At 32.4% G+C, this 26,245-nt stretch carries 31 protein-coding genes and 1 other RNA gene; 26 read left to right on the top strand and 6 right to left on the bottom strand.

What is annotated here, in order from left to right:
* Window positions 1-43: 43 nt before the first annotated feature.
* Both Q4528_RS02255 and Q4528_RS02250 read right to left on the bottom strand, forming a co-directional pair.
* On the bottom strand, window positions 44-262 hold the full coding sequence (locus Q4528_RS02255) for a hypothetical protein (protein WP_029056537.1): 219 nt from the start codon (window positions 260-262) through the stop codon (window positions 44-46).
* Window positions 263-278: 16 nt separating this feature from the next.
* Entirely contained in the window at window positions 279-1,178 is a 900-nt protein-coding gene (locus tag Q4528_RS02250; RefSeq protein WP_046466469.1) for a TIGR01777 family oxidoreductase, read from the bottom strand.
* 776 nt (window positions 1,179-1,954) lie between these two features.
* Between Q4528_RS02250 and Q4528_RS02245 the strand changes: the two genes are divergently transcribed.
* Window positions 1,955-2,641: a DUF4887 domain-containing protein gene (locus Q4528_RS02245; RefSeq protein ID WP_017636872.1), complete on the top strand. Its 687-nt coding sequence runs from the start codon at window positions 1,955-1,957 to the stop codon at window positions 2,639-2,641.
* 107 nt (window positions 2,642-2,748) lie between these two features.
* On the opposite strand, the gene Q4528_RS02240 is transcribed toward Q4528_RS02245, so the two are convergent.
* Entirely contained in the window at window positions 2,749-2,970 is a 222-nt protein-coding gene (locus tag Q4528_RS02240; RefSeq protein WP_017636871.1) for a hypothetical protein, read from the bottom strand.
* A 431-nt stretch (window positions 2,971-3,401) separates the two neighbouring features.
* On the opposite strand from Q4528_RS02240, the gene Q4528_RS02235 reads away from it, so the two are divergent.
* From Q4528_RS02235 to ssrA, 12 genes are all read left to right on the top strand, one after another.
* Window positions 3,402-4,415 carry a sugar-binding transcriptional regulator gene (locus Q4528_RS02235; protein ID WP_029056541.1) on the top strand — a complete coding sequence of 338 codons (1,014 nt, stop codon included), beginning with the start codon at window positions 3,402-3,404 and terminating at the stop codon, window positions 4,413-4,415.
* Window positions 4,416-4,466: 51 nt separating this feature from the next.
* On the top strand, window positions 4,467-5,474 hold the full coding sequence (gene gap, locus Q4528_RS02230) for a type I glyceraldehyde-3-phosphate dehydrogenase (protein WP_017636869.1): 1,008 nt from the start codon (window positions 4,467-4,469) through the stop codon (window positions 5,472-5,474).
* A gap of 134 nt (window positions 5,475-5,608) precedes the next feature.
* Window positions 5,609-6,799 carry a phosphoglycerate kinase gene (locus Q4528_RS02225; protein WP_029056542.1) on the top strand — a complete coding sequence of 397 codons (1,191 nt, stop codon included), beginning with the start codon at window positions 5,609-5,611 and terminating at the stop codon, window positions 6,797-6,799.
* Between the two features lie 104 nt (window positions 6,800-6,903).
* Window positions 6,904-7,665, top strand: a complete 762-nt coding sequence (gene tpiA, locus Q4528_RS02220) for a triose-phosphate isomerase (RefSeq protein ID WP_017636867.1) — start codon at window positions 6,904-6,906, stop codon at window positions 7,663-7,665.
* Window positions 7,666-7,667: 2 nt separating this feature from the next.
* Window positions 7,668-9,185, top strand: a complete 1,518-nt coding sequence (gene gpmI, locus Q4528_RS02215) for a 2,3-bisphosphoglycerate-independent phosphoglycerate mutase (RefSeq protein ID WP_029056543.1) — start codon at window positions 7,668-7,670, stop codon at window positions 9,183-9,185.
* A gap of 140 nt (window positions 9,186-9,325) precedes the next feature.
* A complete protein-coding gene (gene eno / locus Q4528_RS02210; protein WP_017636865.1) occupies window positions 9,326-10,630 on the top strand; it encodes a surface-displayed alpha-enolase in 1,305 nt (434 codons plus the stop codon).
* Window positions 10,631-10,847: 217 nt separating this feature from the next.
* Window positions 10,848-11,306, top strand: coding sequence for a hypothetical protein (locus Q4528_RS02205; protein ID WP_017636864.1), 459 nt, complete (start codon window positions 10,848-10,850; stop codon window positions 11,304-11,306).
* Between the two features lie 68 nt (window positions 11,307-11,374).
* Window positions 11,375-11,608, top strand: coding sequence for a preprotein translocase subunit SecG (gene secG, locus Q4528_RS02200; protein WP_017636863.1), 234 nt, complete (start codon window positions 11,375-11,377; stop codon window positions 11,606-11,608).
* A gap of 173 nt (window positions 11,609-11,781) precedes the next feature.
* The gene (locus Q4528_RS02195) at window positions 11,782-12,522 is read left to right on the top strand and encodes an alpha/beta hydrolase (protein ID WP_017636862.1); all 741 of its coding nucleotides are present in this window, start codon (window positions 11,782-11,784) and stop codon (window positions 12,520-12,522) included.
* 34 nt (window positions 12,523-12,556) lie between these two features.
* Entirely contained in the window at window positions 12,557-14,932 is a 2,376-nt protein-coding gene (rnr, locus tag Q4528_RS02190) for a ribonuclease R (protein ID WP_046466472.1), read from the top strand.
* A 21-nt stretch (window positions 14,933-14,953) separates the two neighbouring features.
* Window positions 14,954-15,418: an SsrA-binding protein SmpB gene (gene smpB / locus Q4528_RS02185; RefSeq protein WP_017636860.1), complete on the top strand. Its 465-nt coding sequence runs from the start codon at window positions 14,954-14,956 to the stop codon at window positions 15,416-15,418.
* A gap of 178 nt (window positions 15,419-15,596) precedes the next feature.
* Window positions 15,597-15,958, top strand: a transfer-messenger RNA (tmRNA) gene (gene ssrA / locus Q4528_RS02180).
* Between the two features lie 89 nt (window positions 15,959-16,047).
* Here ssrA and Q4528_RS02175 read toward each other — a convergent pair.
* Genes Q4528_RS02175 through Q4528_RS02165 form a run of 3 tightly spaced genes read right to left on the bottom strand, consistent with a single transcriptional unit; the run spans window position 16,048 to window position 18,775 of the window.
* Window positions 16,048-16,734, bottom strand: a complete 687-nt coding sequence (locus Q4528_RS02175) for a hypothetical protein (protein ID WP_260223794.1) — start codon at window positions 16,732-16,734, stop codon at window positions 16,048-16,050.
* 12 nt (window positions 16,735-16,746) lie between these two features.
* Complete coding sequence (locus Q4528_RS02170) at window positions 16,747-17,856, bottom strand: site-specific integrase (RefSeq protein WP_303520556.1); 1,110 nt, start codon at window positions 17,854-17,856, stop codon at window positions 16,747-16,749.
* Window positions 17,846-18,775 (bottom strand): helix-turn-helix domain-containing protein, encoded by a 930-nt coding sequence (locus Q4528_RS02165; protein ID WP_303520391.1) that lies wholly within the window; start codon window positions 18,773-18,775, stop codon window positions 17,846-17,848. Before Q4528_RS02165 ends, Q4528_RS02170 begins: the two co-directional genes overlap by 11 nt.
* Before the next feature lie 187 nt (window positions 18,776-18,962).
* Here Q4528_RS02165 and Q4528_RS02160 point away from each other — a divergent pair, with 187 nt between their 5' ends.
* The 13 genes from Q4528_RS02160 to Q4528_RS02100 all read left to right on the top strand — a co-directional run bounded on the left by Q4528_RS02160 (window position 18,963) and on the right by Q4528_RS02100 (window position 26,242).
* On the top strand, window positions 18,963-19,181 hold the full coding sequence (locus Q4528_RS02160; RefSeq protein WP_234746132.1) for a helix-turn-helix transcriptional regulator: 219 nt from the start codon (window positions 18,963-18,965) through the stop codon (window positions 19,179-19,181).
* Between the two features lie 12 nt (window positions 19,182-19,193).
* Complete coding sequence (locus Q4528_RS02155) at window positions 19,194-19,328, top strand: hypothetical protein (RefSeq protein WP_303520388.1); 135 nt, start codon at window positions 19,194-19,196, stop codon at window positions 19,326-19,328.
* 1 nt (window position 19,329) lies between these two features.
* A complete protein-coding gene (gene tscA / locus Q4528_RS02150; RefSeq protein WP_303520386.1) occupies window positions 19,330-19,542 on the top strand; it encodes a type II toxin-antitoxin system antitoxin TscA in 213 nt (70 codons plus the stop codon).
* A 1-nt stretch (window position 19,543) separates the two neighbouring features.
* Window positions 19,544-19,906, top strand: a complete 363-nt coding sequence (locus Q4528_RS02145; RefSeq protein ID WP_303520384.1) for a pathogenicity island protein — start codon at window positions 19,544-19,546, stop codon at window positions 19,904-19,906.
* The gene (tscT, locus tag Q4528_RS02140) at window positions 19,906-20,211 is read left to right on the top strand and encodes a type II toxin-antitoxin system toxin TscT (protein ID WP_207024208.1); all 306 of its coding nucleotides are present in this window, start codon (window positions 19,906-19,908) and stop codon (window positions 20,209-20,211) included. Before Q4528_RS02145 ends, tscT begins: the two co-directional genes overlap by 1 nt.
* A gap of 90 nt (window positions 20,212-20,301) precedes the next feature.
* On the top strand, window positions 20,302-21,171 hold the full coding sequence (locus Q4528_RS02135) for a primase alpha helix C-terminal domain-containing protein (RefSeq protein ID WP_126510273.1): 870 nt from the start codon (window positions 20,302-20,304) through the stop codon (window positions 21,169-21,171).
* Between the two features lie 12 nt (window positions 21,172-21,183).
* Window positions 21,184-22,671 carry a virulence-associated E family protein gene (locus Q4528_RS02130; RefSeq protein ID WP_303520379.1) on the top strand — a complete coding sequence of 496 codons (1,488 nt, stop codon included), beginning with the start codon at window positions 21,184-21,186 and terminating at the stop codon, window positions 22,669-22,671.
* A gap of 270 nt (window positions 22,672-22,941) precedes the next feature.
* Window positions 22,942-23,304, top strand: a complete 363-nt coding sequence (locus Q4528_RS02125; protein ID WP_126510276.1) for a pathogenicity island protein — start codon at window positions 22,942-22,944, stop codon at window positions 23,302-23,304.
* 1 nt (window position 23,305) lies between these two features.
* Window positions 23,306-23,947: a pathogenicity island protein gene (locus tag Q4528_RS02120; RefSeq protein ID WP_303520375.1), complete on the top strand. Its 642-nt coding sequence runs from the start codon at window positions 23,306-23,308 to the stop codon at window positions 23,945-23,947.
* A gap of 409 nt (window positions 23,948-24,356) precedes the next feature.
* Window positions 24,357-24,698, top strand: a complete 342-nt coding sequence (locus Q4528_RS02115; RefSeq protein WP_107536192.1) for a pathogenicity island protein — start codon at window positions 24,357-24,359, stop codon at window positions 24,696-24,698.
* Window positions 24,699-24,727: 29 nt separating this feature from the next.
* On the top strand, window positions 24,728-25,378 hold the full coding sequence (locus Q4528_RS02110; protein WP_303520373.1) for a hypothetical protein: 651 nt from the start codon (window positions 24,728-24,730) through the stop codon (window positions 25,376-25,378).
* A 61-nt stretch (window positions 25,379-25,439) separates the two neighbouring features.
* Window positions 25,440-25,898: an encapsidation protein CP3 gene (locus Q4528_RS02105; protein ID WP_145506152.1), complete on the top strand. Its 459-nt coding sequence runs from the start codon at window positions 25,440-25,442 to the stop codon at window positions 25,896-25,898.
* A gap of 2 nt (window positions 25,899-25,900) precedes the next feature.
* The gene (locus Q4528_RS02100) at window positions 25,901-26,242 is read left to right on the top strand and encodes a helix-turn-helix domain-containing protein (protein ID WP_107541062.1); all 342 of its coding nucleotides are present in this window, start codon (window positions 25,901-25,903) and stop codon (window positions 26,240-26,242) included.
* Window positions 26,243-26,245: the final 3 nt, after the last annotated feature.

Raw genomic sequence — 26,245 nt, 5'->3', positions numbered from 1 at the left:
AAAAAATACTCAATCAAAGTGCGACTTTGATTGAGTGTCATTTTTATTTATTATAACGTGCTTTGTTGTTGGGTTTCTTTATTTCATTTTTCAATCCACGAATTGAAAAATATAAAACACCTATACCTATAATCATAAAAAGTAAAGAGAGTGATATCATAATAATCGAATGGTCAAACGCAAGTACGCCGTTAATTAAACAAATAACGCCTGCTATAATGAGTAAAATGTATGTTAATCGATTGTTTTGAGAGTTCTTCATAGATGTACCTCTTATCTTATTTATTAACTAAATCATCAAGTGCACTTTTAAGATTATTATACATGAAATTAAAACCTAGTGCTTGTAGTTTATTTGGTAATACCTTTTGTGTATCTAATACTACAGTTGACATTTCACCTAAAACTAATCTCATAGCAAAACTTGGCACCCATGTTTCATGAGGTTTGTGCATAGCTCGACCTAATGTATAGCCAAATAGATTTTGACGTTCAGGAATAGGGGCAGTTAAATTAAATGGTCCATATGCTTTTTCATTACCAATAGTAAATAGAATAGCACGTGTTAAATCATCGATATGAATCCAGGAATACCATTGATATCCAGAACCAAGTTTACCGCCTACATAGAATTGATAGGGTAATTTCATAGTTTGAAGTGCGCCACCATCATTAGATAAAATCATACCAAATCGACCTAATACAACTCTAGTTCCAAAGGATTCAAATTGTTGAGCAAATCTTTCCCATTGATAGACGATATCTGATAAAAAGTCGAAAGGTAGCGTTTTAAATAATTCAGTATAACTATGATGATAGTCAGGAGGGTAATAACCCATTGCACTCGCGTTAAATAATACTTCTGGTTTATGTGTTCTTTCTTTAAACAAATCAACTAGTGCTTGAGTAGATTGAATTCTACTTAACATCAAAGTCTGTTTATAATCTTCAGTCCATCGTTTATTAAGTGTAGCGCCTGCTAAGTTAATGACAATATCTATATCTGGAACGTTATTTTCCCAACCTTCTTTAGCCCAATTTACATAAGAAACCTTAGTATCATTAGATTGTTCATCATGTCTAGTTAAAATTGTTATATGGGCATTTGACTTTTTAATTTCGTTTACTAAATGCGAACCAACCATACCCGTTCCACCAGTTATTAAATAATTTTTCATTATTTCACCTCAACTTGAAAATTGTAATTCATAAATTACTTAGTAGTGATTCTAGTTATTCAAAATTTATCCATTTTTTAGCCAACAATATGTCAAAGACTTTTTTATAATCGTATTTAAAAATTTTTGTGTTAAGTTATAATAAATTTGTACCTTCGGAAATTAATTAAACATCTCTTAATTAGTATGAGTATACCCCATAATATACTAGCGAAGGTAAATTTTGACTCCCTTTAGTAGTGGCCCATGCGAGCAGCGTATGGGTCTTTTTTACCTTCAATCCTATTCTAAATGATAATTACATCTTTTTACAGAAATTAACTTAAAAACGAAAAATATATTATGCAATATAAAAAGACATTTTGAAATTACTAATTAAAAATCCATATAAAGCTAAATAATAGCAACAGGATAATGATATAAAAAAAGCTTTCACGTAGTTTAGGAACATGATTTTGATTATTATCATTTGATATGAGCATCTTTTTTAATGTTATTTTTTGTTTTTCTTCTTTATCAAATTCCAGTGAATCATCAAGTATTTTCTTCATTATTATCACAAACCGTTCTTATTAAATTTATATTAAAATGGTTAAAATTGATGTTTCTTATTCATTATGATGTTATCATAAGTAAGATAAGTTTAAGTATAAATTTATTTGCTAAACTTAATGAACATTTTAACTTATGTTTTTAACGATTGAATCAATTCATCAACTTAAGATAAAGATTTATTTAATATTATAGAATATTCCATGTTTAAAGTGAGGGAGAATATGTCAAAGCAAGATTTTAATGATTATGAAAATCGAGGCAAAAAAGGTATGAGCGGAATCGCTAAAATAATAAGTATTATTATTGTTTTATTACTATTATTTGGACTAGCATTTGCTATATTTTCATTTGTAGATCATTCTAAAAAAGCAAATGAGCGCCTTAATAACGAGACAAAGCAAGAGCAGAAAGACAAAAAAGACAAAAAAGACAAAGACGATAAAGATAAAAAAGAAAAATCTTCTGACGATAAGTCTAAAGAAAATCAAAATACTCAACAACAGACTCAACAAACTCAGCAAACTCAACAAAATACACGTCAACAAACAACACAACAACCTTCAACTCAACAAAGAACGCAACAGCAAAAAACGCAACAAAAATCAAAAGTAGATAATAAAACAAAAGAAAAACAAAGCACACAAGAAAAACAAAGTACAGAAGAGAAGCCAAGTACGCAAGAGAAACAAAGTACTGAAGAAAAGCCAAGTACTCAGGAAAAACCAAGTACCCAAGAAAAGCCAAGTACTCAGGAGAAACAAAGTACTCAAGCTAAACCTAGCACACAACAATCATCACAGAGTAATAATTCAAGCAATAATACGCAACGTAGTAACACACAACAATCTAGTAATTCTCAAAGTTCACAAAGTCAAAGCAGTTCATCTAAAAGTGAATCAGACGATTAAATAAAAAGCCGATTAAGTATGTAGAGCATTTACTATATGTAAACAACTCTATGACTTAATCGGTTTTTTTCTATTAACAAATTCTATTATGAAAATTACCAAACTTATTAAAATAGCCAATAAATTATCATTGTAATAATGAAAGAAATAAACATTAAAGTACCACAACCCATTGTGCAACCACAACCTGTGTGTGTACATCCATATGAATATGTTTGATATCTTTTTTTAGAGTCATCTTGTATATTTTGATGAAAATGTTCTTCATCTTTATAACGAGGGTCAGTTGGGTCGATGACCTCAACATTATTTTCTTCATTATTGTTCATTATGGAACAAGCCTTCTTCCTAGTTTAGAAATTGATTTAATTAGATTATAAATTAAAGTGTTAGAAATAGAAATGAATGTCGAATATCGTAGAATATCACCGAATGGTTAGTACACAATATAAAGGGTAATATTATAAATATATTGTTTATTAAAGTAAATTCACTGAATGACATAACAAACTTTCAAAAAAAGATAAATTATTGTAACCAAGTGATTAAATTCACGTAACTGTAGGTACAACGAATGAAATCGCTTTACACAATATTTGGAAAATTTTGAGCGGATTTACTTGCATTTTAATTTGCATAATAGTACTATTGCAATTGTAAAGAGGTTAGATTTTGTCCCACGTGGGACTTTAAACGTCAACCCTCTATGATTCAACAAAATTGACTCATCCTTTAGAAATATATTGAGGAGGAACGAGTAGTGAAAGATTTGATCGAAACTCAACAACAACTTATTCCAGATTTGGTCGAAAAGATGTATCGTCGTTTTTCAATCTTAACTACTATTTCTCAAAATGAGCCAGTTGGACGACGCAGCTTAAGTGAACATATGGATTTGACGGAAAGAGTTCTACGTTCTGAAACAGATTTATTAAAAAAACAAGAACTAATCAATGTTAAATCAACAGGTATGGAAATCACTGAAAAGGGTAAAGAAGTAATCAAACAATTGAATGACTACTTCAACCACTATTCAGATGACCATAAAATGGCAATAGCTATTAAAGAAAAGTACAACATAAAAGAAGTACATGTTGTCCCTGGTGATTCTGACGAGAAACAAACAGTTAAGAGAGAAATGGGGAGACAAGCTGGTCAGTTATTAGAAAGCATATTGTATGAAGATGCAATTGTTTCTGTAACAGGTGGTTCTACAATGGCTTATGTAAGTGAATCCATTCATTTATTACCATTTAATGTATTCTTTGTACCTGCTAGAGGCGGACTTGGTGAGAACATGGTTTATCAAGCAAACACTATCGCATCAAGCATGGCGCAACAAGCAGGTGGTTACTACACAACATTGTATGTACCAGATAACGTAAGCGAATCTACATATAATACATTAATGTTAGAACCTTCAGTTAGTCACACACTCGATAAAATAAAACAAGCAAATGTAACCATACACGGTATCGGTGATGCGCTGAAGATGGCGTATCGACGACAATCACATACAGATGTGATAGAAAAACTTCAACATCACCACGCCGTAGGTGAAGCATTTGGATATTATTTTGATGCTCAAGGCAATGTAGTTCATAAAGTGAAAACGATTGGATTACAATTAGAAGATCTTGAGTCCAAAGACTTTATATTTGCAGTAGCAGGTGGTCAATCTAAAGGAGAAGCAATTAAAGCTTATCTTTCAATTGCACCTGAGAATACAGTGTTAATCACTGACGAAGCTGCGGCGAAAGTAATATTAAATTAGGAATAAAAAGTTCAAAGCTTTTTAAATATCATTTTAAAGGAGGCCATTATAATGGCAGTAAAAGTAGCAATTAATGGTTTTGGAAGAATTGGTCGTTTAGCATTTAGAAGAATTCAAGACGTTGAAGGTTTAGAAGTAGTAGCAGTAAACGACTTAACTGATGACGATATGTTAGCTCATTTATTAAAATATGATACTATGCAAGGACGTTTCACTGGTGAAGTAGAAGTTATCGACGGTGGATTCCGCGTTAACGGTAAAGAAGTTAAATCATTCGACGAACCAGATGCAAGCAAATTACCTTGGAAAGACTTAGATATCGACGTAGTATTAGAATGTACTGGTTTCTATACTGATAAAGATAAAGCACAAGCTCACGTTGACGCAGGTGCTAAAAAAGTATTAATCTCAGCTCCAGCTACAGGCGATTTAAAAACAATCGTTTACAACACTAACCACCAAGAATTAGACGGTTCTGAAACAGTAGTTTCTGGTGCTTCATGTACTACAAACTCATTAGCTCCAGTAGCTAAAGTATTAAATGATGAATTTGGTTTAGTCGAAGGTTTAATGACAACTATCCACGCATACACTGGTGACCAAAATACTCAAGATGCTCCACACAGAAAAGGCGACAAACGTCGTGCTCGTGCTGCAGCAGAAAACATCATCCCTAACTCAACTGGTGCTGCAAAAGCAATCGGTAAAGTTATTCCTGAAATCGACGGAAAATTAGACGGTGGTGCACAACGTGTTCCAGTTGCAACTGGTTCATTAACTGAATTAACAGTAGTATTAGAAAAAGACGTATCAGTAGAAGACGTTAACAAAGCTATGAAACAAGCTTCTGACGAATCATTCGGTTACACTGAAGATGAAATCGTTTCTTCTGACGTTGTAGGTATGACTTACGGTTCATTATTCGATGCAACTCAAACTCGTGTAATGTCAGTTGGCGATCGTCAATTAGTTAAAGTAGCTGCTTGGTATGACAATGAAATGTCTTACACTTCTCAATTAGTACGTACTTTAAACAAATTAGCTGAGTTATCTAAATAATTAAAGCATAGTTAATTTAACTAGTGCTCTTAACTGTTAAAATTTATAATAAAGCTTATGAGTAAGCGGGGAGCACAAACGCTTCTCCGCTTATTTTTTAATATATGTTTTCCTAATTAAAGGAGGAAATGAAAATGGCTAAAAAAATAGTTTCTGATTTAGAACTTAAAGACAAAACGGTATTAGTTCGTGCTGACTTTAACGTACCTTTAAAAGATGGTGAAATTACAAACGACAACCGTATTGTTCAAGCATTACCAACAATCAAATACATCATCGAACAAGGTGGTAAAGTAGTATTATTTTCACACTTAGGTAAAGTGAAAGAAGAAAGCGACAAAGAATCATTAACTTTAAAACCTGTTGCTGATGATTTATCTAAAAAATTAAACAAAGACGTAGTATTCGTACCTGAAACTCGTGGAGAAAAATTAGAATCTTCAATTAAAGATTTAAAAGCTGGCGATGTTTTATTAGTACAAAACACTCGTTTTGAAGATTTAGATGGTAAAAAAGAATCTAAAAATGACCCAGAATTAGGTAAATATTGGGCTTCATTAGGTGACGTATTTGTCAATGATGCTTTCGGTACTGCTCACCGTGAACATGCTTCTAACGTAGGTATTTCTACTCATTTAGAAACTGCAGCAGGTTTCTTAATGGAAAAAGAAATTAAATTCATCGGTGGCGTAGTTAATGATCCACACAAACCAGTAGTAGCAATCCTTGGTGGTGCTAAAGTATCTGATAAAATTGGTGTAATCAAAAACTTATTAAATATTGCTGATAAAATTCTTATCGGTGGTGGAATGGCTTATACTTTCCTTAAAGCACAAGGTAAAGAAATTGGTTTATCTCTATTAGAAGAAGATAAAATTGACTTTGCTAAAGAATTATTAGAAAGCAATGGAGACCAAATCGTATTACCTATTGATGCTAAAGTAGCTAAAGAATTTTCAAATGATGCAGAAATTACTGAAGTATCAATTGATGAAATTCCAAAAGATCAAGAATCAATGGATATTGGTCCTAAAACAGTTGAATTATTCAACAAAGAATTACAAGGTGCGCATACAGTAGTATGGAATGGACCTATGGGTGTATTCGAATTTAGTAATTTTGCTAAAGGTACTATTGGTGTATGTAAATCAATCGCTAACTTACAAGATGCTGTAACAATTATCGGTGGTGGTGATTCTGCAGCTGCAGCAATCTCACTTGGATTCGAAGATGACTTCTCTCACATCTCTACAGGTGGCGGTGCATCATTAGAATACCTAGAAGGTAAAGAATTACCAGGTATTAAAGCAATCAATGATAAATAATATAAATGTAACTCTGTGTTTTTCTCGAATATATTTGGGAAAATAAAACACGAAAGACATTTTAAGAATTTTAATAAACATTAAATTATTAAGGAGTGTAATGAATGAGAACACCAATTATCGCAGGTAACTGGAAAATGAACAAAACAGTTCAAGAAGCTAAAGATTTCGTTAACGAATTATCAACATTACCTGATCCAAAAGAAGTTGAATCAGTAATTTGTGCACCAACAATCCAATTAGACGCATTAATTACAGCAGTGAAAGATGGTAAAGCTAAAGGCTTACAAATCGGTGCTCAAAATGCATATTTTGAAGATAATGGTGCTTTCACAGGTGAAACATCTCCTGTAGCATTAGCTGATTTAGGCGTAAAATATGTTGTTATCGGACACTCTGAACGTCGTGATTTATTCCACGAAACTGACGAAGAAGTTAACAAAAAAGCACATGCTATCTTCAATCATGGTATGACACCAATCATTTGTGTTGGTGAATCAGATGAAGAACGTGAAAGTGGAAAAGCAAATGAAGTTGTAGGTAACCAAGTTAAGAAAGCTGTTGAAGGTTTATCAGACGAACAACTTAAACAAGTTGTTATCGCATATGAACCAATTTGGGCTATCGGTACAGGAAAATCATCTACATCTGAAGATGCTAATGAAATGTGTGCACACGTACGTAAAACACTTGCAGACGTTTCAAGTCAAGATGTAGCTGATGCAACTCGTATTCAATATGGTGGTAGTGTTAAACCTAACAACATTAAAGAATACATGGCTCAATCAGACATCGATGGCGCATTAGTAGGCGGCGCTTCATTAAAAGTAGAAGATTTTGAACAATTGTTAGAAGGTGCAAAATAATTATGGCAAAACAACCAACTGCCCTAATCATTTTAGATGGTTTTGCAAATCGTGAAAGTGAACACGGTAACGCTGTGAAATTAGCTAATAAACCTAATTTCGATCGTTATTATAGTAAATATCCAACTACACAAATCGAAGCTAGTGGTTTAGATGTAGGTCTTCCTGAAGGCCAAATGGGTAACTCAGAAGTAGGTCATATGAACATCGGTGCTGGACGTGTTGTTTATCAAAGTTTAACTCGTATTAACAAATCAATCGAAGATGGAGATTTCTTTGAAAATGATGTGTTAAACAACGCAGTTAAACATGTTAAAGATAATAACTCAGCATTACATGTTTTTGGTTTACTTTCTGATGGCGGTGTTCACAGTCATTATCAACACTTGTTCGCTATTTTAGAATTAGCTAAAAAACAAGGTCTTGAAAAAGTATATGTACATGCATTTTTAGATGGACGTGACGTTGATCAAAAATCTGCAATTAAATATATCGAAGACGCTGAAGCTAAATTTAAAGAGTTAGGTGTTGGTCAATTCGCTTCTGTTTCAGGTCGTTATTATGCAATGGACCGTGACAAACGTTGGGATCGTGAGCAAAAAGCTTATAATGCCATTCGTAATTTTGAAGGTCCAACGTTCTCTACAGCTAAAGAAGGTGTAGAAGCGAACTATGCTAAAGACTTAACTGACGAATTTGTTGAGCCATTTATCGTTGAAGGACAAAATGAAGGTGTTAATGACGGAGATGCAGTTATTTTCTATAACTTCCGTCCTGATAGAGCAGCTCAACTATCTGAAATATTCACTAATAAAGCATTCGAAGGTTTCAAAGTAGAACGTGTGAATGATTTATTCTATGCTACATTCACAAAATACAATGATGACGTTGATGCAGAAGTTGTATTTGAAAAAGTAGACCTTAAAAATACTATCGGTGAAGTAGCTCAAGATAATAATCTTAAACAATTACGTATAGCTGAAACTGAAAAATTCCCACATGTTACTTATTTCATGAGTGGGGGTCGTAATGCTGAATTCGAAGGTGAACGTAGACGACTAATTGATTCACCTAAAGTTGCAACTTATGACTTGAAACCAGAAATGAGTGCATATGAAGTCAAAGATGCTTTATTAGAAGAATTAGACAAAGGTGATTTAGATTTAATCTTATTAAACTTTGCTAATCCTGATATGGTTGGTCACAGTGGTATGTTAGAACCAACAATCAAAGCGATTGAAGCAGTTGACGAATGTTTAGGTGAAGTTGTAGATAAAATTATCGATATGGGTGGTCATGCGATTATCACTGCAGACCATGGCAACTCTGACCAAGTCCTAACAGATGATGATCAACCTATGACAACTCATACAACTAACCCAGTTCCAGTTATTGTTACTAAAGAAGGCGTAACATTAAGAGAAACAGGACGTTTAGGAGATTTAGCTCCAACATTATTAGATTTATTAAATGTTCAACAACCAGAAGATATGACTGGAGAATCTTTAATTAATCATTAATGTTAGGAAAGTTGTTACAAATAAGGGGCAAACACTCCTTATTTGTTAACTTTTCATTAACGACATGTATTATTATTTTATTAATCAAATAAATAAAGCTATAATAGCTTTAAATCATATATTTAAAGGAGAAATTAAACATGCCAATTATTACAGATGTTTACGCTCGCGAAGTCTTAGACTCACGTGGTAACCCAACAGTTGAGGTAGAAGTATTAACTGAAAGTGGTGCTTTCGGCCGTGCATTAGTACCATCAGGTGCTTCTACAGGTGAACACGAAGCAGTAGAATTACGTGACGGTGATAAATCACGTTACTTAGGTAAAGGTGTTACTAAAGCTGTTGAAAACGTAAATGAAATTATCGCACCAGAAATCGTTGAAGGTGAATTTTCAGTATTAGATCAAGTATCTATCGACAAAATGATGATTCAATTAGACGGTACTTCAAATAAAGGTAAATTAGGTGCTAACGCTATTTTAGGTGTATCAATCGCTGTAGCTAGAGCAGCTGCTGACTTATTAGGTCAACCTTTATACAAATATTTAGGCGGATTTAATGGTAAACAATTACCAGTACCTATGATGAACATCGTTAATGGTGGTTCACACTCAGATGCACCAATCGCATTCCAAGAATTCATGATTTTACCAGTAGGTGCTGAATCATTTAAAGAATCATTACGTTGGGGCGCTGAAATCTTCCACAACTTAAAATCAATTTTAAGTAAACGTGGATTAGAAACTGCAGTAGGTGACGAAGGTGGTTTCGCTCCTAAATTTGAAGGTACAGAAGATGCTGTAGAAACTATCATTCAAGCTATTGAAGCTGCTGGATATAAACCAGGCGAAGAAGTATTCTTAGGATTTGACTGTGCTTCATCAGAATTCTACGAAGATGGCGTATATGACTACACTAAATTCGAAGGTGAACATGGTGCTAAACGTAGTGCAGCTGAACAAGTTGACTACTTAGAACAATTAATTAACAAATATCCAATCATCACAATTGAAGATGGTATGGACGAAAACGACTGGGACGGTTGGAAACAACTTACAGATCGTATCGGCGATAAAGTACAATTAGTAGGTGACGATTTATTCGTAACTAACACTGAAATTCTAAATAAAGGTATCGAACAAGGTATCGGTAACTCAATCTTAATTAAAGTTAACCAAATCGGTACATTAACTGAAACATTTGATGCTATCGAAATGGCTCAAAAAGCTGGTTACACTGCAGTAGTTTCTCACCGTTCAGGTGAAACAGAAGATACTACAATCTCTGATATTGCTGTAGCAACTAATGCTGGTCAAATCAAAACTGGTTCATTATCAAGAACTGACCGTATTGCTAAATACAATCAATTATTACGTATTGAAGATGAATTATATGAAACAGCTAAATTTGATGGAATCAAATCATTCTACAATTTAGACAAATAAGTTTGACTTAAATGTTGAGTTCACGCAATAAAGTTCACGCTAAATATCTAGGAAGCGCATCCTAGATGATAACCCGTTACAGAGTTGAGGCTGTAACGGGTTTTTTATATTTAAAAATACATTTAATATTAGAATGTCATTTAAATTAGCATGATTTAACTTATACATTGAAACTGGTATAATAATAGAAGTATTCAATTTCAAAAGGAGAACTAAAATGGCTGAAACTACGAGACGAGAAGTTGTTACAGGTAATGTAATTGCTATCAGTTCACTTATATTTTTTATCCTGTTAATCATTCATAACTTTTTCGTGTTAGATACAACGACTGTAAAATCACTATTATCATTAGCAGGTCAGAAGACAACAACACACTCTGTGAATCAAGTATTAAATAGTTTTAGATTTGATGGTATTATGTATTTATTAGCATACTTAGCAGGCGTTATTGCTTATTGGAATCGCCATCCTTACTTATGGTGGTTTATGTTTGCTGTTTATATTTCTAATGCATTTTTCACTCTTGTTAACCTATATATGGTCGTACAAGGTATATTAGAAGCTAAAAATGTCATTGCTGCATTTCCAATTTTAATTGTAGTAATTGGATCACTTATTTTAGCTGCTTATATGTTAATCGTTTCAATTAAACGCAAAAGTACATTCAATCGATAGAAGATTGATAATTAATACGAAGATGTGTTATAATTCGTTTCGTATATAATGAATGGAGGACAATTTTTATGCATACATTTTTCATCGTGTTATTAATAATAGATTGTATTGCATTAGTGACTGTTGTATTACTCCAAGAAGGAAAAAGTAATGGACTTTCAGGTGCTATCAGTGGCGGCGCAGAACAGTTATTTGGTAAACAAAAACAACGTGGCGTCGATTTATTCTTGCATAGATTAACAATAATTTTATCTGTAATATTCTTTTTACTTATGATTGGCATAAGTTATCTTGGTATATAAGGTCCGACGATGTTCATGTCGGGCTTTTTTATTTATAATTAAACTTGCAAAATAAATGATATAAAAAGCAATGAAGTTCAAATAATACACTTAGAGTTCAAAATAATACTTAATGTAATTTAAAACTCATATTTAAATAAATCTTATAAATTTTTGGAAGAGGGATGAACATTATGCAAATCAAACTACCTAAGCCTTTCTTTTTTGAAGAAGGTAAACGTGCAGTATTGTTATTACATGGTTTTACTGGTAATTCTTCAGATGTAAGACAATTAGGTCGTTTCTTACAGAAAAAAGGCTATACGTCTTATGCGCCACAATATGAAGGACATGCTGCGCCACCAGAAGAAATTTTGAAATCGAGTCCTTATGTATGGTTTAAAGATGTTTTAGATGGATATGAATATTTAGTAGACCAAGGATATGACGAAATAGCAGTTGCTGGTTTATCATTAGGTGGTGTTTTTGCATTAAAATTAAGCTTAAACAGAGATGTTAAGGGTATTATAACAATGTGTGCGCCAATGGATGATAAATCATCAAGCACGATTTATGAAGGATTTTTAGAATACGCTAGAAATTTTAAGAAATATGAGGGTAAAGACCAAGCAACGATTGATTATGAAATGGAACATTTTCATCCTACAGAAACACTTGAAGAATTAAGTGCTACGATGAAAGGTGTCAAAAATCAAGTTGATGAAGTGATGGACCCAATATTTGTTGTCCAAGCAGAACAAGATAAAATGATTGATCCTCAGTCAGCAAATTATATATATGAAACTGTAGAATCTGATGATAAAGATATCAAATGGTATGCGAATTCAGGACATGTGATTACGATTGATAAAGAAAAAGAACAAGTCTTTGAAGATATATACGATTTTTTAGAATCATTAGATTGGTCAGAATAAAAAATAAACAAGATAGATAGAAAGGAGGGGCATAATGAATTTAAAACAATCCATCGAAGAAATGATTAAACAACCTGATTATGAACCCATGTCAGTATCAGATTTTCAAGATGCATTAGGTTTAAATAGTGCCGACTCATTCAGAGATTTAATAAAGGTGCTTGTTGAACTAGAGCAAACTGGTTTAATAGAACGTACTAAGACAGATAGATATCAAAGAAAGCAATCTAATAAAACAAATTCAAAATTGGTAAGAGGAACATTAAGCCAGAATAAAAAAGGATTTGCTTTTCTTAGACCGGAAGAAGAAGGTGTAGATGACATCTTTATTCCACCAACAAAAATTAATAGAGCATTAGATGGCGATACAGTTATCGTAGAAGTTCATAAAGGTAGAGGCGACTTTAAAGGTAAAACAGAAGGTGAAGTAAAATCTATTGAAAAACATTCTGTCACTCAAGTCGTAGGAACTTATAGTGAAGCGAAACATTTTGGTTTTGTGATTCCAGATGATAAACGTATCATGCAAGATATTTTTATTCCTAAAGGTCAAAGTTTAGGAGCAGTAGATGGACATAAAGTATTAGTCCAAATTACAAAATATGCAGATGGTACAGATAATCCAGAAGGACATATTTCAGCTATCTTAGGTCATAAAAATGATCCAGGTGTAGATATTCTATCAATCATTTATCAACATGGTATAGAAATAGAATTTCCTGACAATGTACTTAAAGAAGCTGAAAATGTTCCAGAAGAAATTAAACCTTCAGAAATAGAAGGTCGTCATGATTTAAGAGATGAATTAACTATTACAATTGATGGTGCAGATGCTAAAGATTTAGACGATGCTATCAGTGTTAAAAAGTTAAAAAACGGTAATACTGAACTTACTGTAAGTATTGCAGATGTCAGTTATTATGTGACGGAAGATTCTGCATTAGATAAAGAAGCATATGACAGAGCAACAAGTGTGTACTTAGTAGACAGAGTCATTCCAATGATACCGCATAGATTAAGTAACGGTATTTGTTCTTTAAATCCAGAAGTTGATCGTTTAACGCTAAGTTGTCGTATGGAAATCAACGCTCGTGGTGAAGTAGTCAATCATGAAATTTTCGACAGTGTTATCCATTCTAATTACAGAATGACTTATGATGCGGTCAATCAAATCATCACTGATCAAAATCCAGATGTACGTCGTCAGTACAGTGAAATTACTGAAATGTTAGATTTAGCTCAAGATTTATCTAACCGTTTAGTAAATATGCGTAGACGTCGTGGAGAAATAGACTTTGATATTAGCGAAGCCAAAGTTTTAGTTAATAATGAAGGTATTCCAACTGACGTTCAAATTCGTGAACGTGGTGAAGGTGAACGACTAATAGAATCATTCATGTTAGCAGCTAATGAAACAGTTGCTGAGCACTTTAACAAGTTGGAAGTACCATTTATATATCGTGTCCATGAACAACCTAAATCAGACCGATTAAGACAGTTCTTTGACTTTATTACGAACTTTGGCATTATGATTAAAGGTACTGGAGAAGACATCCATCCAACAACGCTTCAAAGTATTCAAGAAGAAGTTGAAGGTCGTCCAGAACAAATGGTTATTTCTACAATGATGCTTCGTTCTATGCAACAAGCACATTATGATGATGTGAACTTAGGTCACTTTGGTTTATCAGCAGAGTACTATACTCATTTCACATCACCAATTCGTCGTTATCCGGATTTAACTGTTCACCGTTTAATTCGTAAGTATCTAATTGAACATTCAATGGATAAGAAAGAACAACGCAAATGGGAAGATAAACTTCCAGAACTTGCAGAGCATACGTCTCAACGTGAACGTCGTGCTATCGAAGCAGAACGTGATACAGATGATCTGAAAAAATCTGAATACATGGTACAACATATTGGTGAAGAATTTGAGGGTATCATTAGTTCAGTAGCTAACTTCGGCATGTTTGTAGAATTACCAAACACGATTGAAGGTATGGTTCATATGTCTAATATGACAGATGATTATTATCGTTTTGATGAACGACAAATGGCTTTAATTGGTGAACGTCAAGCTAAAGTATTCCGTATTGGTGATGCTGTTAAAGTAAAAGTCACTCATGTTGATGTAGATGAACGCATGATTGATTTCCAAATCGTTGGTATGCCATTACCTAAAAATGATAGAAGTCAAAGACCAGCACGTGGTAAAACAATCCAAGCGAAGACACGTGGTAAATCATTAGATAAATCAAAAACTGATGATAAAGGTAACGGTAAGAATAAACGTAAACAACGTAAAGGTAAAAATGCGCGTCAACAAGATAAAAAAGGAAATACAAAGCATAAACCATTTTACAAAGACAAAAGTGTAAAGAAAAAATCACGTAAAAAGAAAAAATAAGCAGCAAAGAGGTGAGACAGAATGGCTAAGAAAAAATCACCGGGCACACTAGCTGAAAATCGCAAAGCAAGACATGATTATAATATTGAAGATACGATTGAAGCGGGTATAGTGTTACAAGGTACAGAAATTAAATCTATACGTAGAGGTAGTGCTAATTTAAAAGATAGTTATGCTCAAGTTAAACGTGGCGAAATCTATTTAAATAATATGCATATTGCACCTTATGAAGAAGGTAACCGTTTCAATCATGATCCATTACGTTCTCGTAAGTTGCTATTGCATAAGCGTGAAATTTTAAAATTAGGTGACCGTACACGTGAAATTGGTTATTCTATCATTCCGTTAAAATTATATTTGAAGCATGGTCAATGTAAAGTATTACTAGGCATTGCTCGCGGTAAGAAAAAATATGACAAACGACAAGCTTTAAAAGAAAAAGCAGTTAAACGTGATATGGATCGAGCTGTAAAAGCCCGTTATTAAGCAATACTATTGCTTACACGGGCTACATTTGATATATTAATAAGTGCTTTGTTAGAAAAGCGCATTGATTTTAGTTCATAAATTTGGTTCGCGACTTGAATGACTTGATGTTGTTTGAGGTCGAGATGTTATGGACTGAAGGATGAGTTTAAATTCTACAAAGTACACTTTTTATTACGGGGACGTTTATGGATTCGACAGGGGTCCCCAGAGCTTATTAAGCGTGTCGGAGGGTTGTCTCCGTCACTAACACACTCAGTTTATAATAACTGGCAAATCAAACAATAATTTCGCAGTAGCTGCGTAATAGCACTCTGCATCGCCTAACAGCATTTCCTATGTGCTGTTAACGCGATTCAACCTTAATAGGATATGCTAAACACTGCCGTTTGAAGTCTGTTTAGATGAAACTTAATCAAACTAGCATAATGTTGGTTGTTTATCACCTCTCATTATGCGAAACTCAATGATAAACTACACACGTAGAAAAATTTGTATCAGGATCTCTGGACGCGGGTTCAAATCCCGCCGTCTCCATTATATAGCCTGCAACCCATGTGGTTGTGGGCTTTTTGTTTTTGAGTGCACAAAAAGTGCACAGATAGTGCACAGTACATAAAAAAACCACCTTAATTAGGTGGTTTAGGTGGTATGATTTCTTTATATCTATATTCGGTGAATTTATATAATTCACATTCTTTTTCTATCCAAGACTGTACCTTGTTATCTATACTTTTACAGAAAAGGATATTTATAATTATTATATTAAACTTTTGTATGAAATTATATTTATCATTTGGATAACCTTTTTTGCAATTGTATTTGTACTGTTCTGCATTTGATAATTGTAAAACTTCCCAATGGTCAGCCAATAAATATCTTGCAAAAATTCTTACCATTTCTTGTTCTTTATCGGTTGGTGTGTTATTGAAGTTAATATCTTCCGAATAATATTTTTGATTTAGAAATTCACAGTAATTTATAATCATGTTTGTTGTTTTTTGGAATTTTGACAGCTCTTTTTTATCATCAATATCATGTTTTTTAAATCTTACAAATGACCTTAAAGTATGTACATCTTCTTTTCTAATTTCTCCTTTTCCTGCTAATTCTAATAGCTTTTTTCTCCATTCAGATTTATCGTCTAAATTATCTAAAAGTGATTTTCTTAAATTTTTAATAGTAAAAGCTATAGTAAAAATGCCAATTATTAAAGTAGATAAAGGAGTTAATATAATTTTTAACCACTCTAAAACCATATTTTTGGGTGCAAATGTATTGTAATTCTCAATAATTGTTTGACCTAACTCGTTCATTTATACAACTCCTTACAAGTATTTAACTATTTCTTTTTGTGTACTAGGGTACAAATGTCCGTATCTATTATAAACTTCATTGCTATCAGCATGTCCTAGTCTTTGAGCTATTACCATGATACTTGCACCATGATTGACTAGCATAGATGCATGGCTATGTCTTAACTCATGAATTACAATTCTAGGGAATGTCTGACCGTCTGGTAGTTGTTTATCTAATGTTTTTAATGCAGTGGTAAACCAACGATCTATAGTTGATTCACTGTAAGCTTTGAAGAATGTACCGAATAATACGTAATCATCTTTAAATATGTTGGTTTCTTTGTACCATTTTAAATATTCTTTTATGTCATTCATCATATGAGCAGGCAAGTATATATCACGTATGGCTGCTTTTGTTTTAGGGGCTGTCACTTCACCGTGATAGTCTGTTTTGTTTATATGTATGAAATCATCATCGTAGTTAATATCACGCCATGTGAGGGCTCTAATTTCTCCCTTACGTGCTCCAGAGTAAAACAGTAGCTTGAAGAATAACTTTTGTTGCTGTGTAGCTAATGCATCATAGAATTGGTTGAATTGTTCTAGTGTCCAATAATTTAAACGTTTCTGTGATTCTATTTCAAAATTGCCTACAAGAGATGCTACATTTTGCTTAAGATCATAAAATTTCATGGCATGGTTTAGTAACGATACTAAATATACATGCATCTTCTTTAAGTAATCTCCAGAATGTCCCTCTTTTAACTTCTTATTCTGAAACTTCATAACATCTTGTGTAGTCATATTGAACACGTCCATAGACTTAAAATAAGGTATCAAATGGTTATTTGTATGTGTCTTTAATGCTTTTACACTAGATGACTTACGACGTGCAGAATACCAATCTATATATTCGTCTACTAGCTTATCGAAAGGGAGTTTTTTAATTTCTTCTCCAATACCCTCAAGCTCATCCATCATCTTATTGCATTGCTTTACTGCGTCCTTACGTTGTGCAAAGCCTTTGCGTGTTATGTACTTACGTGTATTTGTCTTGTCATAGTATGTGATACGAAAATAGTAAGTACCACGTTTAGCGTCTTTATATATGTTGTGGGATAGGTTTAAGTTATGTTCTATCGTAATCACCTATATTTTCTGAAGAATTTTCTTTTAAATAACTCTTTAAAGATGGTTCATTTTTTATAAGATTTTTAATAATAGTTGATAATTCATCATTGATTTTATCTATTTTTTCATCTTTAGTTTTACCAATATCAATATCAAAAGAATATTCTGATTTGAATTTAGGTTGTTTATTAGGTATAGCAATTGCTATTATTTCTTCGCTTTTTTTATTATCGGGATATTTTATTTGTAATTCTTTAATTTCATTTATTGTTTTATCTAGTAATGTTTCAAGATAATTCAACAAACTTATATCTACACTTTTATCTCTGCTAGAAAAAAGTAAAGTTATATCATTGAAAATATTTTGTAATTCATAATGGAAGTCAAGGAAGTCATAATCATAGACTGTACTTTGTAAATCTTCTAAACCACGTTCTAAAAATTTTAATATATTACTATTTGATTTATAATTGTTTATATAATAATTGAGAAATTCATCTGTAATGAATAAATATGTTGAACTTTCAAGTATTAATTCGGGAGTATGAAATTTATTTTTTAATAAAGGAACTGATAAAGTTCGATTTATACCTGCTTGCATTAATTCTTTTCTTTTTTGATAATCTGGAAAACGTAAAGCTTTACCTATATGGCTTTCTTTAGGATATTTTTTTAGCATATCATTAAAAATTTTTTCTTCTAATTCTGAGTTATCGTCATTTGAATTGTATAACAGTTGCGTTACATTAATGTCGCCGTATTTACTTATCATACTTAATCTTTCTTTATTGGGTAAAGATAAGCCTTTTTCCCATGTAGCAACATTTCCTTTACTTGCAGAAAAAACTTTGCCAAATTCTTCCTGAGTTTGACCGTGTTTTAATCGGATATTTTTAATTCTTTGACCGATTGCTTTTTTATCATACATAAAATTATCTCCTTATAAAGTAAAGTTATTAATGCTAATTTTAAAGTAAAGTTCTAAAAAGTTCAATGTTTTTGTTGCTATAATATTAATTTCGTGATAACATCAATTTGTAAGTTCTAAAAAGTTCAAAAAAAGAACTTATATAATTTTTGAAATTAAGTTCTAAAAAGTTCTAAGGAGGAAGAAGATGACAAAATTAGCATATCCAATGTTATACATCACTAGAAAAGAGCATGGAGATACTCAAAAGAAAGTGGCTAGCAAACTTGGTATAAGTCCACAACGTTACCAGTTAAAGGAAAGTGGCAAAGCAATTTTTAATTTAAATGAGTGCCAAATTCTTTCAGAAATGTATGATATTCCAATCGATGAATTATTCAGTTCATCAATCAAAGTAAATTCATAAGGAGGTAATGAAGTGAAAAACTATCTTACGTACATTGGAACGATTTCGTTTATAACTTTATCGGTGGCATTAGTTGCAGATATTTTTATAGCATTCGGAATTTTTATTTTAGCAACAGCATACGGACTATTTTTGGAGGTTGAGTAAAATGGAACAAGAACAACTTGAAGTATTAAAACACATTGCGTATCAACTTAAAACAAGCGTTTATAATCAATTTGAAACTTATGAGCATACTGAATTTAAAGATGGTCAAGAAGTAGTTTCAGAAATTAGTCGAGAGAAACACCTTGAATTAATAATGAAATGGGCAGTCCAAGAGTTAGAGAAAAATTTTAATATCAATGAGGAGAATGAATAAGATGAATAAATTAACTAAACAGGAATACAAAAATATTGAAAATAAATTGAATTATGAACACATAGTGAATAATAAAAAGCAAAATAGAAAAATATCTAAATTATTACTAAAACGTCATAACAGAGATGTATCAATTATAAAAAATGAATATCCAAATTTAAGTAAAAGTGAAATTACAAAAGTATTAGATGATTACAGAAATTATAAAGAGTTTGTAAAATCTTCAAATATTTTGATCGACTTTCCTATTAATTATGAAGATTCTAATATTCGCTATTTTATTACTAAAGATGATGTTGAAGAATTAAAACTAGCAATCGAAGAAATGACGAGTTTTATTGGGAAGTTGGAGGACATAGAATAATGAAAATGGAAATTAGAAATTTATTTAGTGATTTGGAAGTATTGAAAGATAGATTTGAAGATTTAAAGGATAATCATGGTTGGCATTTGGATGAATATTATCCTTATAAAACAAGTCATATATTAAATAAAGATGAGTTAATCAGAGAAGGGATTTCTTATCATGAAAGACGTATTCATGATGATCAGATGATTGACCTACTACGTCTTTATTTACAACAGTTTGATGAAATTCTTGAAAAGTTTCATGAAATAGAAAAAGCGTCATCTGATGTAAGTTTGCCGACAGAATCAGATAACGCATAGAAAATTAATAATCTAACAACAGAGTAATTAAGAAATTACACATTTTTATTATAACATCATTGCTCTGTTGTTTCATTAGAGGTGAAGAAATTGAACAAAATTAAGCTAGAACATGATACCCAAGTATCAGTGGTTTGGTATAACAATCTAGATTCTCGTTCATTTAAAAATTTTTCGCAACCCAAATGGAGTGAGTTAATTAATAGGTTATCCATACCACAAAATAATACTGACAAATATGCTCGTGGTGTCGCTGTATATGGTGATATGAACGATGGTACTGACGAGAATGGAAATGAATATCAGAAATACCGTAACAATGACAATGTGATTTATCGTGATGTCCTAGTGTTGGATTATGATGATATACCCAATTTGAGACCACTGCATGATGCAATTACAGACACTTTAAAAGGCGTTGCATGGTTTTGGCATACTACGTTTAATCATCAAACAGAAAGCCCTAGAATACGCTTGTATGTGCCATTAAATGAGCGTGTCAATGCAGATGATTACCGTAAGTATACAAAAGTGTTAGTAAGCAAGATAGGTCATAGGGTAGATGAGGGGAGCTTTCAACCTAGTAGAGCGATGGCGTTACCAGTAAAGAAATCCAACGATTCATTTTACATCTTTAAATATAACGATGCGCCAGCAATAAAAAAAGAAGAGTTAAACAAGATGGTTGTTAAAAATGCGCCAATAACTGTGGATTATTCAAATCATTTTCATAAACGTAATAGTTCATATTGGCGCGAAATTGCATTTGGTGTAGGTGAAGGTGAACGCAACCAAACATTGGCTTCTTTAACAGGGTACCTATTACGTCGTTATGTGGACGCTAATCTTGTTTACGGATTGGTAAGTGCATGGGCGATGACCTGCAGGCCACCAATTGAACAAAAGGAAGTTAATCGTACATTCAAAAGCATTTTGAAGAAAGATAGTAAGAATAAGTAAGGAGGTTTTTATTTGGAAGATGTAACCAAAGAAGAAGTATTTGAGTTGATTGATGAAAATAATTGTTTGGCCAATAGTGATGATTGGCGCAGTAAATTAAGACGATCAGCCACAACACAAGCCCTTAAAAAGACCACTGCAAACGCAGAGTTAATAATGGAAAATGATGAGAGTTTAAAAGAGTTAGTACAATACGATTCCTTTGAAAAAATTACTAAACTAAAACGTCTACCATATTGGCGTACCAAAGATGACAATAATTATTATTGGGCTGATATTGATACAACTCATGTCATTTCTCATATAGATAGATATTATAATGTGCAATTTAGTCGTGACATTATGGATAGTGTCATTGAAAAAGAAGCTTATCATAATAAATTTCATCCTATTAAGTCCATGATTGAATCTAAAACATGGGACGGCAATAAGCGAATCGAAACATTATTTATTGATTATTTAGGTGCAGAAGATAATCACTATAATCGTGAAGTGACTAAAAAATGGATGATGGGTGCGGTTGCTAGAATTTATCATCCTGGTATCAAATACGATTCCATGATTATTTTATATGGCGGGCAAGGTGATGGCAAGTCTACGACAGTAAGTAAGTTAGGTGGTCATTGGTATAACCAAAGTTTAAAAACATTTAAAGGTGATGAGTCCTATAAAAAAATACAAGGTTCCTGGTTGTGTGAGATAGAAGAGCTCGCAGCATTTCAAAAGTCTACTATTGAAGATATTAAAAGTTTCATTAGTGCGATTGTAGATATTTATAGAGCTTCATACGGTAAACGTATTGAGCGACATCCACGCCAATGTGTGTTTATAGGGACTACAAATAATTATGAATTTCTAAAAGACCAAACAGGTAACCGTCGTTTCTTTCCTATTACGACAGATAAAAATAAAGCAACTAAAAGTCCGTTTGACGATTTAACACAAGACATTGTTCAACAAATGTTTGCTGAAGCTAAAGTTTATTTTGATGATGATCCAACGGATAAAGCATTGTTATTAGATAAAGAAGCTAGCGAAACTGCATTGAAAGTACAAGAAGAACATTCTGAAAAAGATGCTTTAGTCGGTGAAATTGAAGAATTTCTTGAGCGTCCTATTTCATCTGACTATTGGTATAGAACATTAGAAGAAAAAAGAATATCTGCTCACGATGTTATAGACCAAGATTACATTAAATTATATGGTGATGGAAAATTAATTGAGTTACCAAACACAAAACCAGGTGCTTATGTATGGCGTGACAAAGTATGTAGTATGGAAATTTGGAAAGTGATGATGAAACGAGATGACCAACCACAACAACATCATTTAAGAAAGATTGATAAAGCATTAAGAAACACAAGATATTGTGGGCAAAGTAAGTCGCGGTATAGATTCGGTGAAGGTATAGGTAGACAATATGGTTTTCACATTGATTTGTCCTCTTATTATCGAGATTTAAAAAATGAAAATAACAATAAAGGGACAACGGGACAATAATGGGACAGTTGTAGGACACATTCAAGCTATTGTGACAGTAAGTGCCATGCTACAAGTGTCCCTGTGTCCTGCTAACTTTAAGTTAAAGTTTTATAAAATATATATACCAAGAACTCAAAAAATATATAAGTGTAGACCTAAACCGGTGGGACAACGGGACAAAGAACCTTAATACATTGGGAGAATAGCAATAACAAGTGTACTAAATGCGTCCTGCAACTTACTAATAATAGGACGTTAGGACACCTATACAATTTTAGGAGGAATAAAATGAATAAGAATGAATTAAAATCAAAAATTTTAGAATATATAGAAACACACGATGGAACTACTTTTGTAGAAATAGAAAATGTATTTGAAGAAAATAACTTTAATTATAAAGGTGATGGGGCATATACAAGTGGCCAACATCCAAATATAGTGTTTTGGATTGGATGGAACCAAGAAGCGTTTAATATAATTGCCGAACTTAAACGAGATGGATTAATTGAGATGGATATTTGTCCACCAATTATTTATCTAGTTGATGGTAAAGGGTTGGACTTACCAATAGTGAAGTCTAAATATATTAAAACAGATCATTGGTTGCCTGTTGCATTTAATATTTGTAAGAAAGAAATGGAGTGCGTCTAATATGAACATTGAAATTATACCGAATCAGTTTGAAACAAGAGCAGGCACGTTATTAAGATACTACACGGGATTATTGGATAGTAGTAGAAAGACACCGTTTGGATTCAAAATATATAACGATCCGTTTGATATGGTGTATGTGGTCATGGAAGGTAATTTGTACGGTCATATCTACATCAAAGATTGTAATGTTAGAAAAGCGTTTGAATTAGCGTCTCCTAAGCACACTGAAGGGCTTATAAGAAGTATTGAGGGGCATTATGCAGGTTATGAAATACCAGATGGTACACATGACACTATAAGCGATATGATAGCTAGTTTTATGTTTGATAATGATTATTTTATGTATGGATTGGAAACATTCGCAGAAAGTAATAATACTGATATGTTCGAGTATATGGAAAAAGATTTTGGCGTAGAAGAACTTGAGGGCATTCAGTCTAGTAATGCTTATGTGATAGGTAATATAGAAATGTTGTACCAGTTAGCAACAGGGATTAATGAACCAGCAACAGAATTAGTTGAGGGATTGAAGTTGGTAACTGAATTTGTGCAAGATGAGAACGCTACACAAGAGGATTACAAAGCGTTAGAGCGTAAGTTAAGTGAATTGAAAGCAACTTATTATAGTTTAAATAAGTAGTGTTAAGAGGGGTCATATATGTTGTGTGGCTCCTATATAAAATTAGGAAAGGTTTTATGAAGGTATGAAAAAATAGCAGAGTTCAAATTTAGGCTTTGATTAAAAACTAAAAAAAGCTAAGTATTCAAAAATTCATAAGGGGCAAAACTACACTCTTAAATAGAACGTTTGTTCTTATTAGAGAGTTTGTGAAAGTATATGAATGTCATTATAAATATTGTTATATCAATGTTTAAGTTGAATGATAAGAAATAATTAAAATCAGTAAAATAGAGAACGTAAGTTTGCGTTTTAAGTGTAAATTTAGTATAATAGAGATAAGGAGAAAAAGTTCAGAGCGAAAGAAATCATGTGTAAGAATCATTGAAAATTAGGGGACAACAAATACTAATATATAAGAGGTTTTGACATGATAAAAACGATAGAAAAACAGGTAGCTCAACCACCAACCGAATATTTAAGAGTTTATGATATTATTCAGAACTCAAATGAAAAGTATGTAACTAAGACTAAGATATTGAATCAACTGGGTTATCCCCTAAATAAAGCCAATGATAGATGGCTTACACAAGTTATTACTAGCTTAATTATTAACTATCAATATCCAGTAGGTTATAGCTATAAGAAAGATGCTAGAGGCTACTACATCATTAAAAGTGAAGAAGATAAGCAACAAGCTATCTATAGTGTTAAACGCCAAGTATTAGGCGCACAGACACGCTTAAAAGCGTTAGAAGAAATAAAAGTATAAAAAATTTGAAAAGAAAGAGGTATAAGAGTATGACGACAACAACCAAGCAAAATACATGGGGTGTATTCTTTGATGATAGGAAATATAGAAATCTATTAGGAGATTTAGACGATCTACTTACTGAAACTAAGACAATGTATAGACAGGGCTATCGTCCAGATGTCATTGATAAGCAACAACAACCAAAAGTTGAGGCGTTAACTGAAAGTTTTAAACAGTTTGCTATAAATAAGATGGAAGATATCAAAAATAAACTAGATACATTAACTGAACAAGCGCAACAGGATTATAACAATCCTCAATCAGAAATGTTAAAGCGCCAAGATCTATCAGCTAAAATTGATTTAATTGATAACACTGAAGTTATCGCAATGATTGTAAATGCTGATGCTACTAATACGACGGTATATGAATTGAAGTTACTCCAAGATGTCATCAATAAGCGATTTACTGAAAGTGAAAAAAATAAAGTAGCCATGAGTTTTGAAACATTGAAACAAAATGTTCTATATCCAGAGCGTAATGATGAATTTGCTCAACTTGAATATAACTATAACGTAATTAATCAAACGGGAATGGATAACAGTGGTGTGGTTGTAACAGAAAATGAATATGGTTCAGTGGATTTCAAAACGATTAATGACCGATATGCTGATGCAATCAAAAGTGTGACAAAATAAAAACTAACTAGCGCCTATCCTTAATTGGGTAGGCTCATTCTATATTATTGGGGGTATTATCGTGCAGGAACATACTAATGAATCATATCAACAATCAAAGATATCTGAATATGAGTTATTAACAAAATATAATCCTAAATACATTAATTCTAAAATCAAAACGGCACAGTCACATATAGATGAGATGTATCATTTAAGTACTTCCATTACAACATGTGACCAGATTATGGGTATTATTTCTGTATCTTATCCAGTTGATAAGCTCGTGATTTGGATTAGTGAAACAAAAGCTAATTTGAAACGCTTTAAAGATGATTCAGCAATACGATTATATTTATTAAAGCAGGTGCTCAATACCTATACCAAAGAAGAACAACAAAAAGTGGTTAGATACATGCAATCGCATGGACGTATCAAGACGCATGAGCTCATTGAACGTTTGCAGGTAGATTTATACAACATTAGCCATGATACGCCTTTAACAAAGGCTAGTGAGCCACAACAGACAATGGTGGTGTGATTATGTTTGTTGGTGATAAAGAGACACTGAAAGACTTTATATTAAACTACCATAATAATGTGGATGATGATTATAAGTATGTATCAGTTAATGATTTCTTTACGTTAAATGATGATGTAGAAGAATATTCATATCAAACAATTAATGCAGATGAACATATATTTATGAATGACCTAGATATCCTGGTTGATCGTATTGCAGATTTTAGAGAATACAATATTTTTATGTTGCTATGTAATGGACGCACATTTAATGATATAGCTCAAATACTAGAAATTACCCAATCCAGAGTCCAACAATTATTTGATGGTTTACTAAATAAAGTTATAGAAAATAAGGAGTGATTC

Origin of the sequence: Staphylococcus pasteuri, from assembly GCF_030547725.1 — a bacterium.
In the GTDB taxonomy this organism is placed as follows: Bacteria; Bacillota; Bacilli; order Staphylococcales; family Staphylococcaceae; genus Staphylococcus; species Staphylococcus pasteuri.
Note: the sequence above shows the minus strand (reverse complement) of the source record. Positions and strands in the feature narration are given on the sequence as shown.

Coding starts and splice junctions, on each gene's coding strand:
- Q4528_RS02255 (WP_029056537.1), bottom strand. CDS start 262: ATGAAGAACTCTCAAAACAATCGATTAACATACATTTTACTCATTATA.
- Q4528_RS02250 (WP_046466469.1), bottom strand. CDS start 1,178: ATGAAAAATTATTTAATAACTGGTGGAACGGGTATGGTTGGTTCGCAT.
- Q4528_RS02245 (WP_017636872.1), top strand. CDS start 1,955: ATGTCAAAGCAAGATTTTAATGATTATGAAAATCGAGGCAAAAAAGGT.
- Q4528_RS02240 (WP_017636871.1), bottom strand. CDS start 2,970: ATGAACAATAATGAAGAAAATAATGTTGAGGTCATCGACCCAACTGAC.
- gap (WP_017636869.1), top strand. CDS start 4,467: ATGGCAGTAAAAGTAGCAATTAATGGTTTTGGAAGAATTGGTCGTTTA.
- Q4528_RS02225 (WP_029056542.1), top strand. CDS start 5,609: ATGGCTAAAAAAATAGTTTCTGATTTAGAACTTAAAGACAAAACGGTA.
- tpiA (WP_017636867.1), top strand. CDS start 6,904: ATGAGAACACCAATTATCGCAGGTAACTGGAAAATGAACAAAACAGTT.
- gpmI (WP_029056543.1), top strand. CDS start 7,668: ATGGCAAAACAACCAACTGCCCTAATCATTTTAGATGGTTTTGCAAAT.
- eno (WP_017636865.1), top strand. CDS start 9,326: ATGCCAATTATTACAGATGTTTACGCTCGCGAAGTCTTAGACTCACGT.
- Q4528_RS02205 (WP_017636864.1), top strand. CDS start 10,848: ATGGCTGAAACTACGAGACGAGAAGTTGTTACAGGTAATGTAATTGCT.
- secG (WP_017636863.1), top strand. CDS start 11,375: ATGCATACATTTTTCATCGTGTTATTAATAATAGATTGTATTGCATTA.
- Q4528_RS02195 (WP_017636862.1), top strand. CDS start 11,782: ATGCAAATCAAACTACCTAAGCCTTTCTTTTTTGAAGAAGGTAAACGT.
- rnr (WP_046466472.1), top strand. CDS start 12,557: ATGAATTTAAAACAATCCATCGAAGAAATGATTAAACAACCTGATTAT.
- smpB (WP_017636860.1), top strand. CDS start 14,954: ATGGCTAAGAAAAAATCACCGGGCACACTAGCTGAAAATCGCAAAGCA.
- Q4528_RS02175 (WP_260223794.1), bottom strand. CDS start 16,734: ATGAACGAGTTAGGTCAAACAATTATTGAGAATTACAATACATTTGCA.
- Q4528_RS02165 (WP_303520391.1), bottom strand. CDS start 18,775: ATGTATGATAAAAAAGCAATCGGTCAAAGAATTAAAAATATCCGATTA.
- Q4528_RS02160 (WP_234746132.1), top strand. CDS start 18,963: ATGACAAAATTAGCATATCCAATGTTATACATCACTAGAAAAGAGCAT.
- tscA (WP_303520386.1), top strand. CDS start 19,330: ATGGAACAAGAACAACTTGAAGTATTAAAACACATTGCGTATCAACTT.
- Q4528_RS02145 (WP_303520384.1), top strand. CDS start 19,544: ATGAATAAATTAACTAAACAGGAATACAAAAATATTGAAAATAAATTG.
- tscT (WP_207024208.1), top strand. CDS start 19,906: ATGAAAATGGAAATTAGAAATTTATTTAGTGATTTGGAAGTATTGAAA.
- Q4528_RS02125 (WP_126510276.1), top strand. CDS start 22,942: ATGAATAAGAATGAATTAAAATCAAAAATTTTAGAATATATAGAAACA.
- Q4528_RS02120 (WP_303520375.1), top strand. CDS start 23,306: ATGAACATTGAAATTATACCGAATCAGTTTGAAACAAGAGCAGGCACG.
- Q4528_RS02115 (WP_107536192.1), top strand. CDS start 24,357: ATGATAAAAACGATAGAAAAACAGGTAGCTCAACCACCAACCGAATAT.
- Q4528_RS02110 (WP_303520373.1), top strand. CDS start 24,728: ATGACGACAACAACCAAGCAAAATACATGGGGTGTATTCTTTGATGAT.
- Q4528_RS02100 (WP_107541062.1), top strand. CDS start 25,901: ATGTTTGTTGGTGATAAAGAGACACTGAAAGACTTTATATTAAACTAC.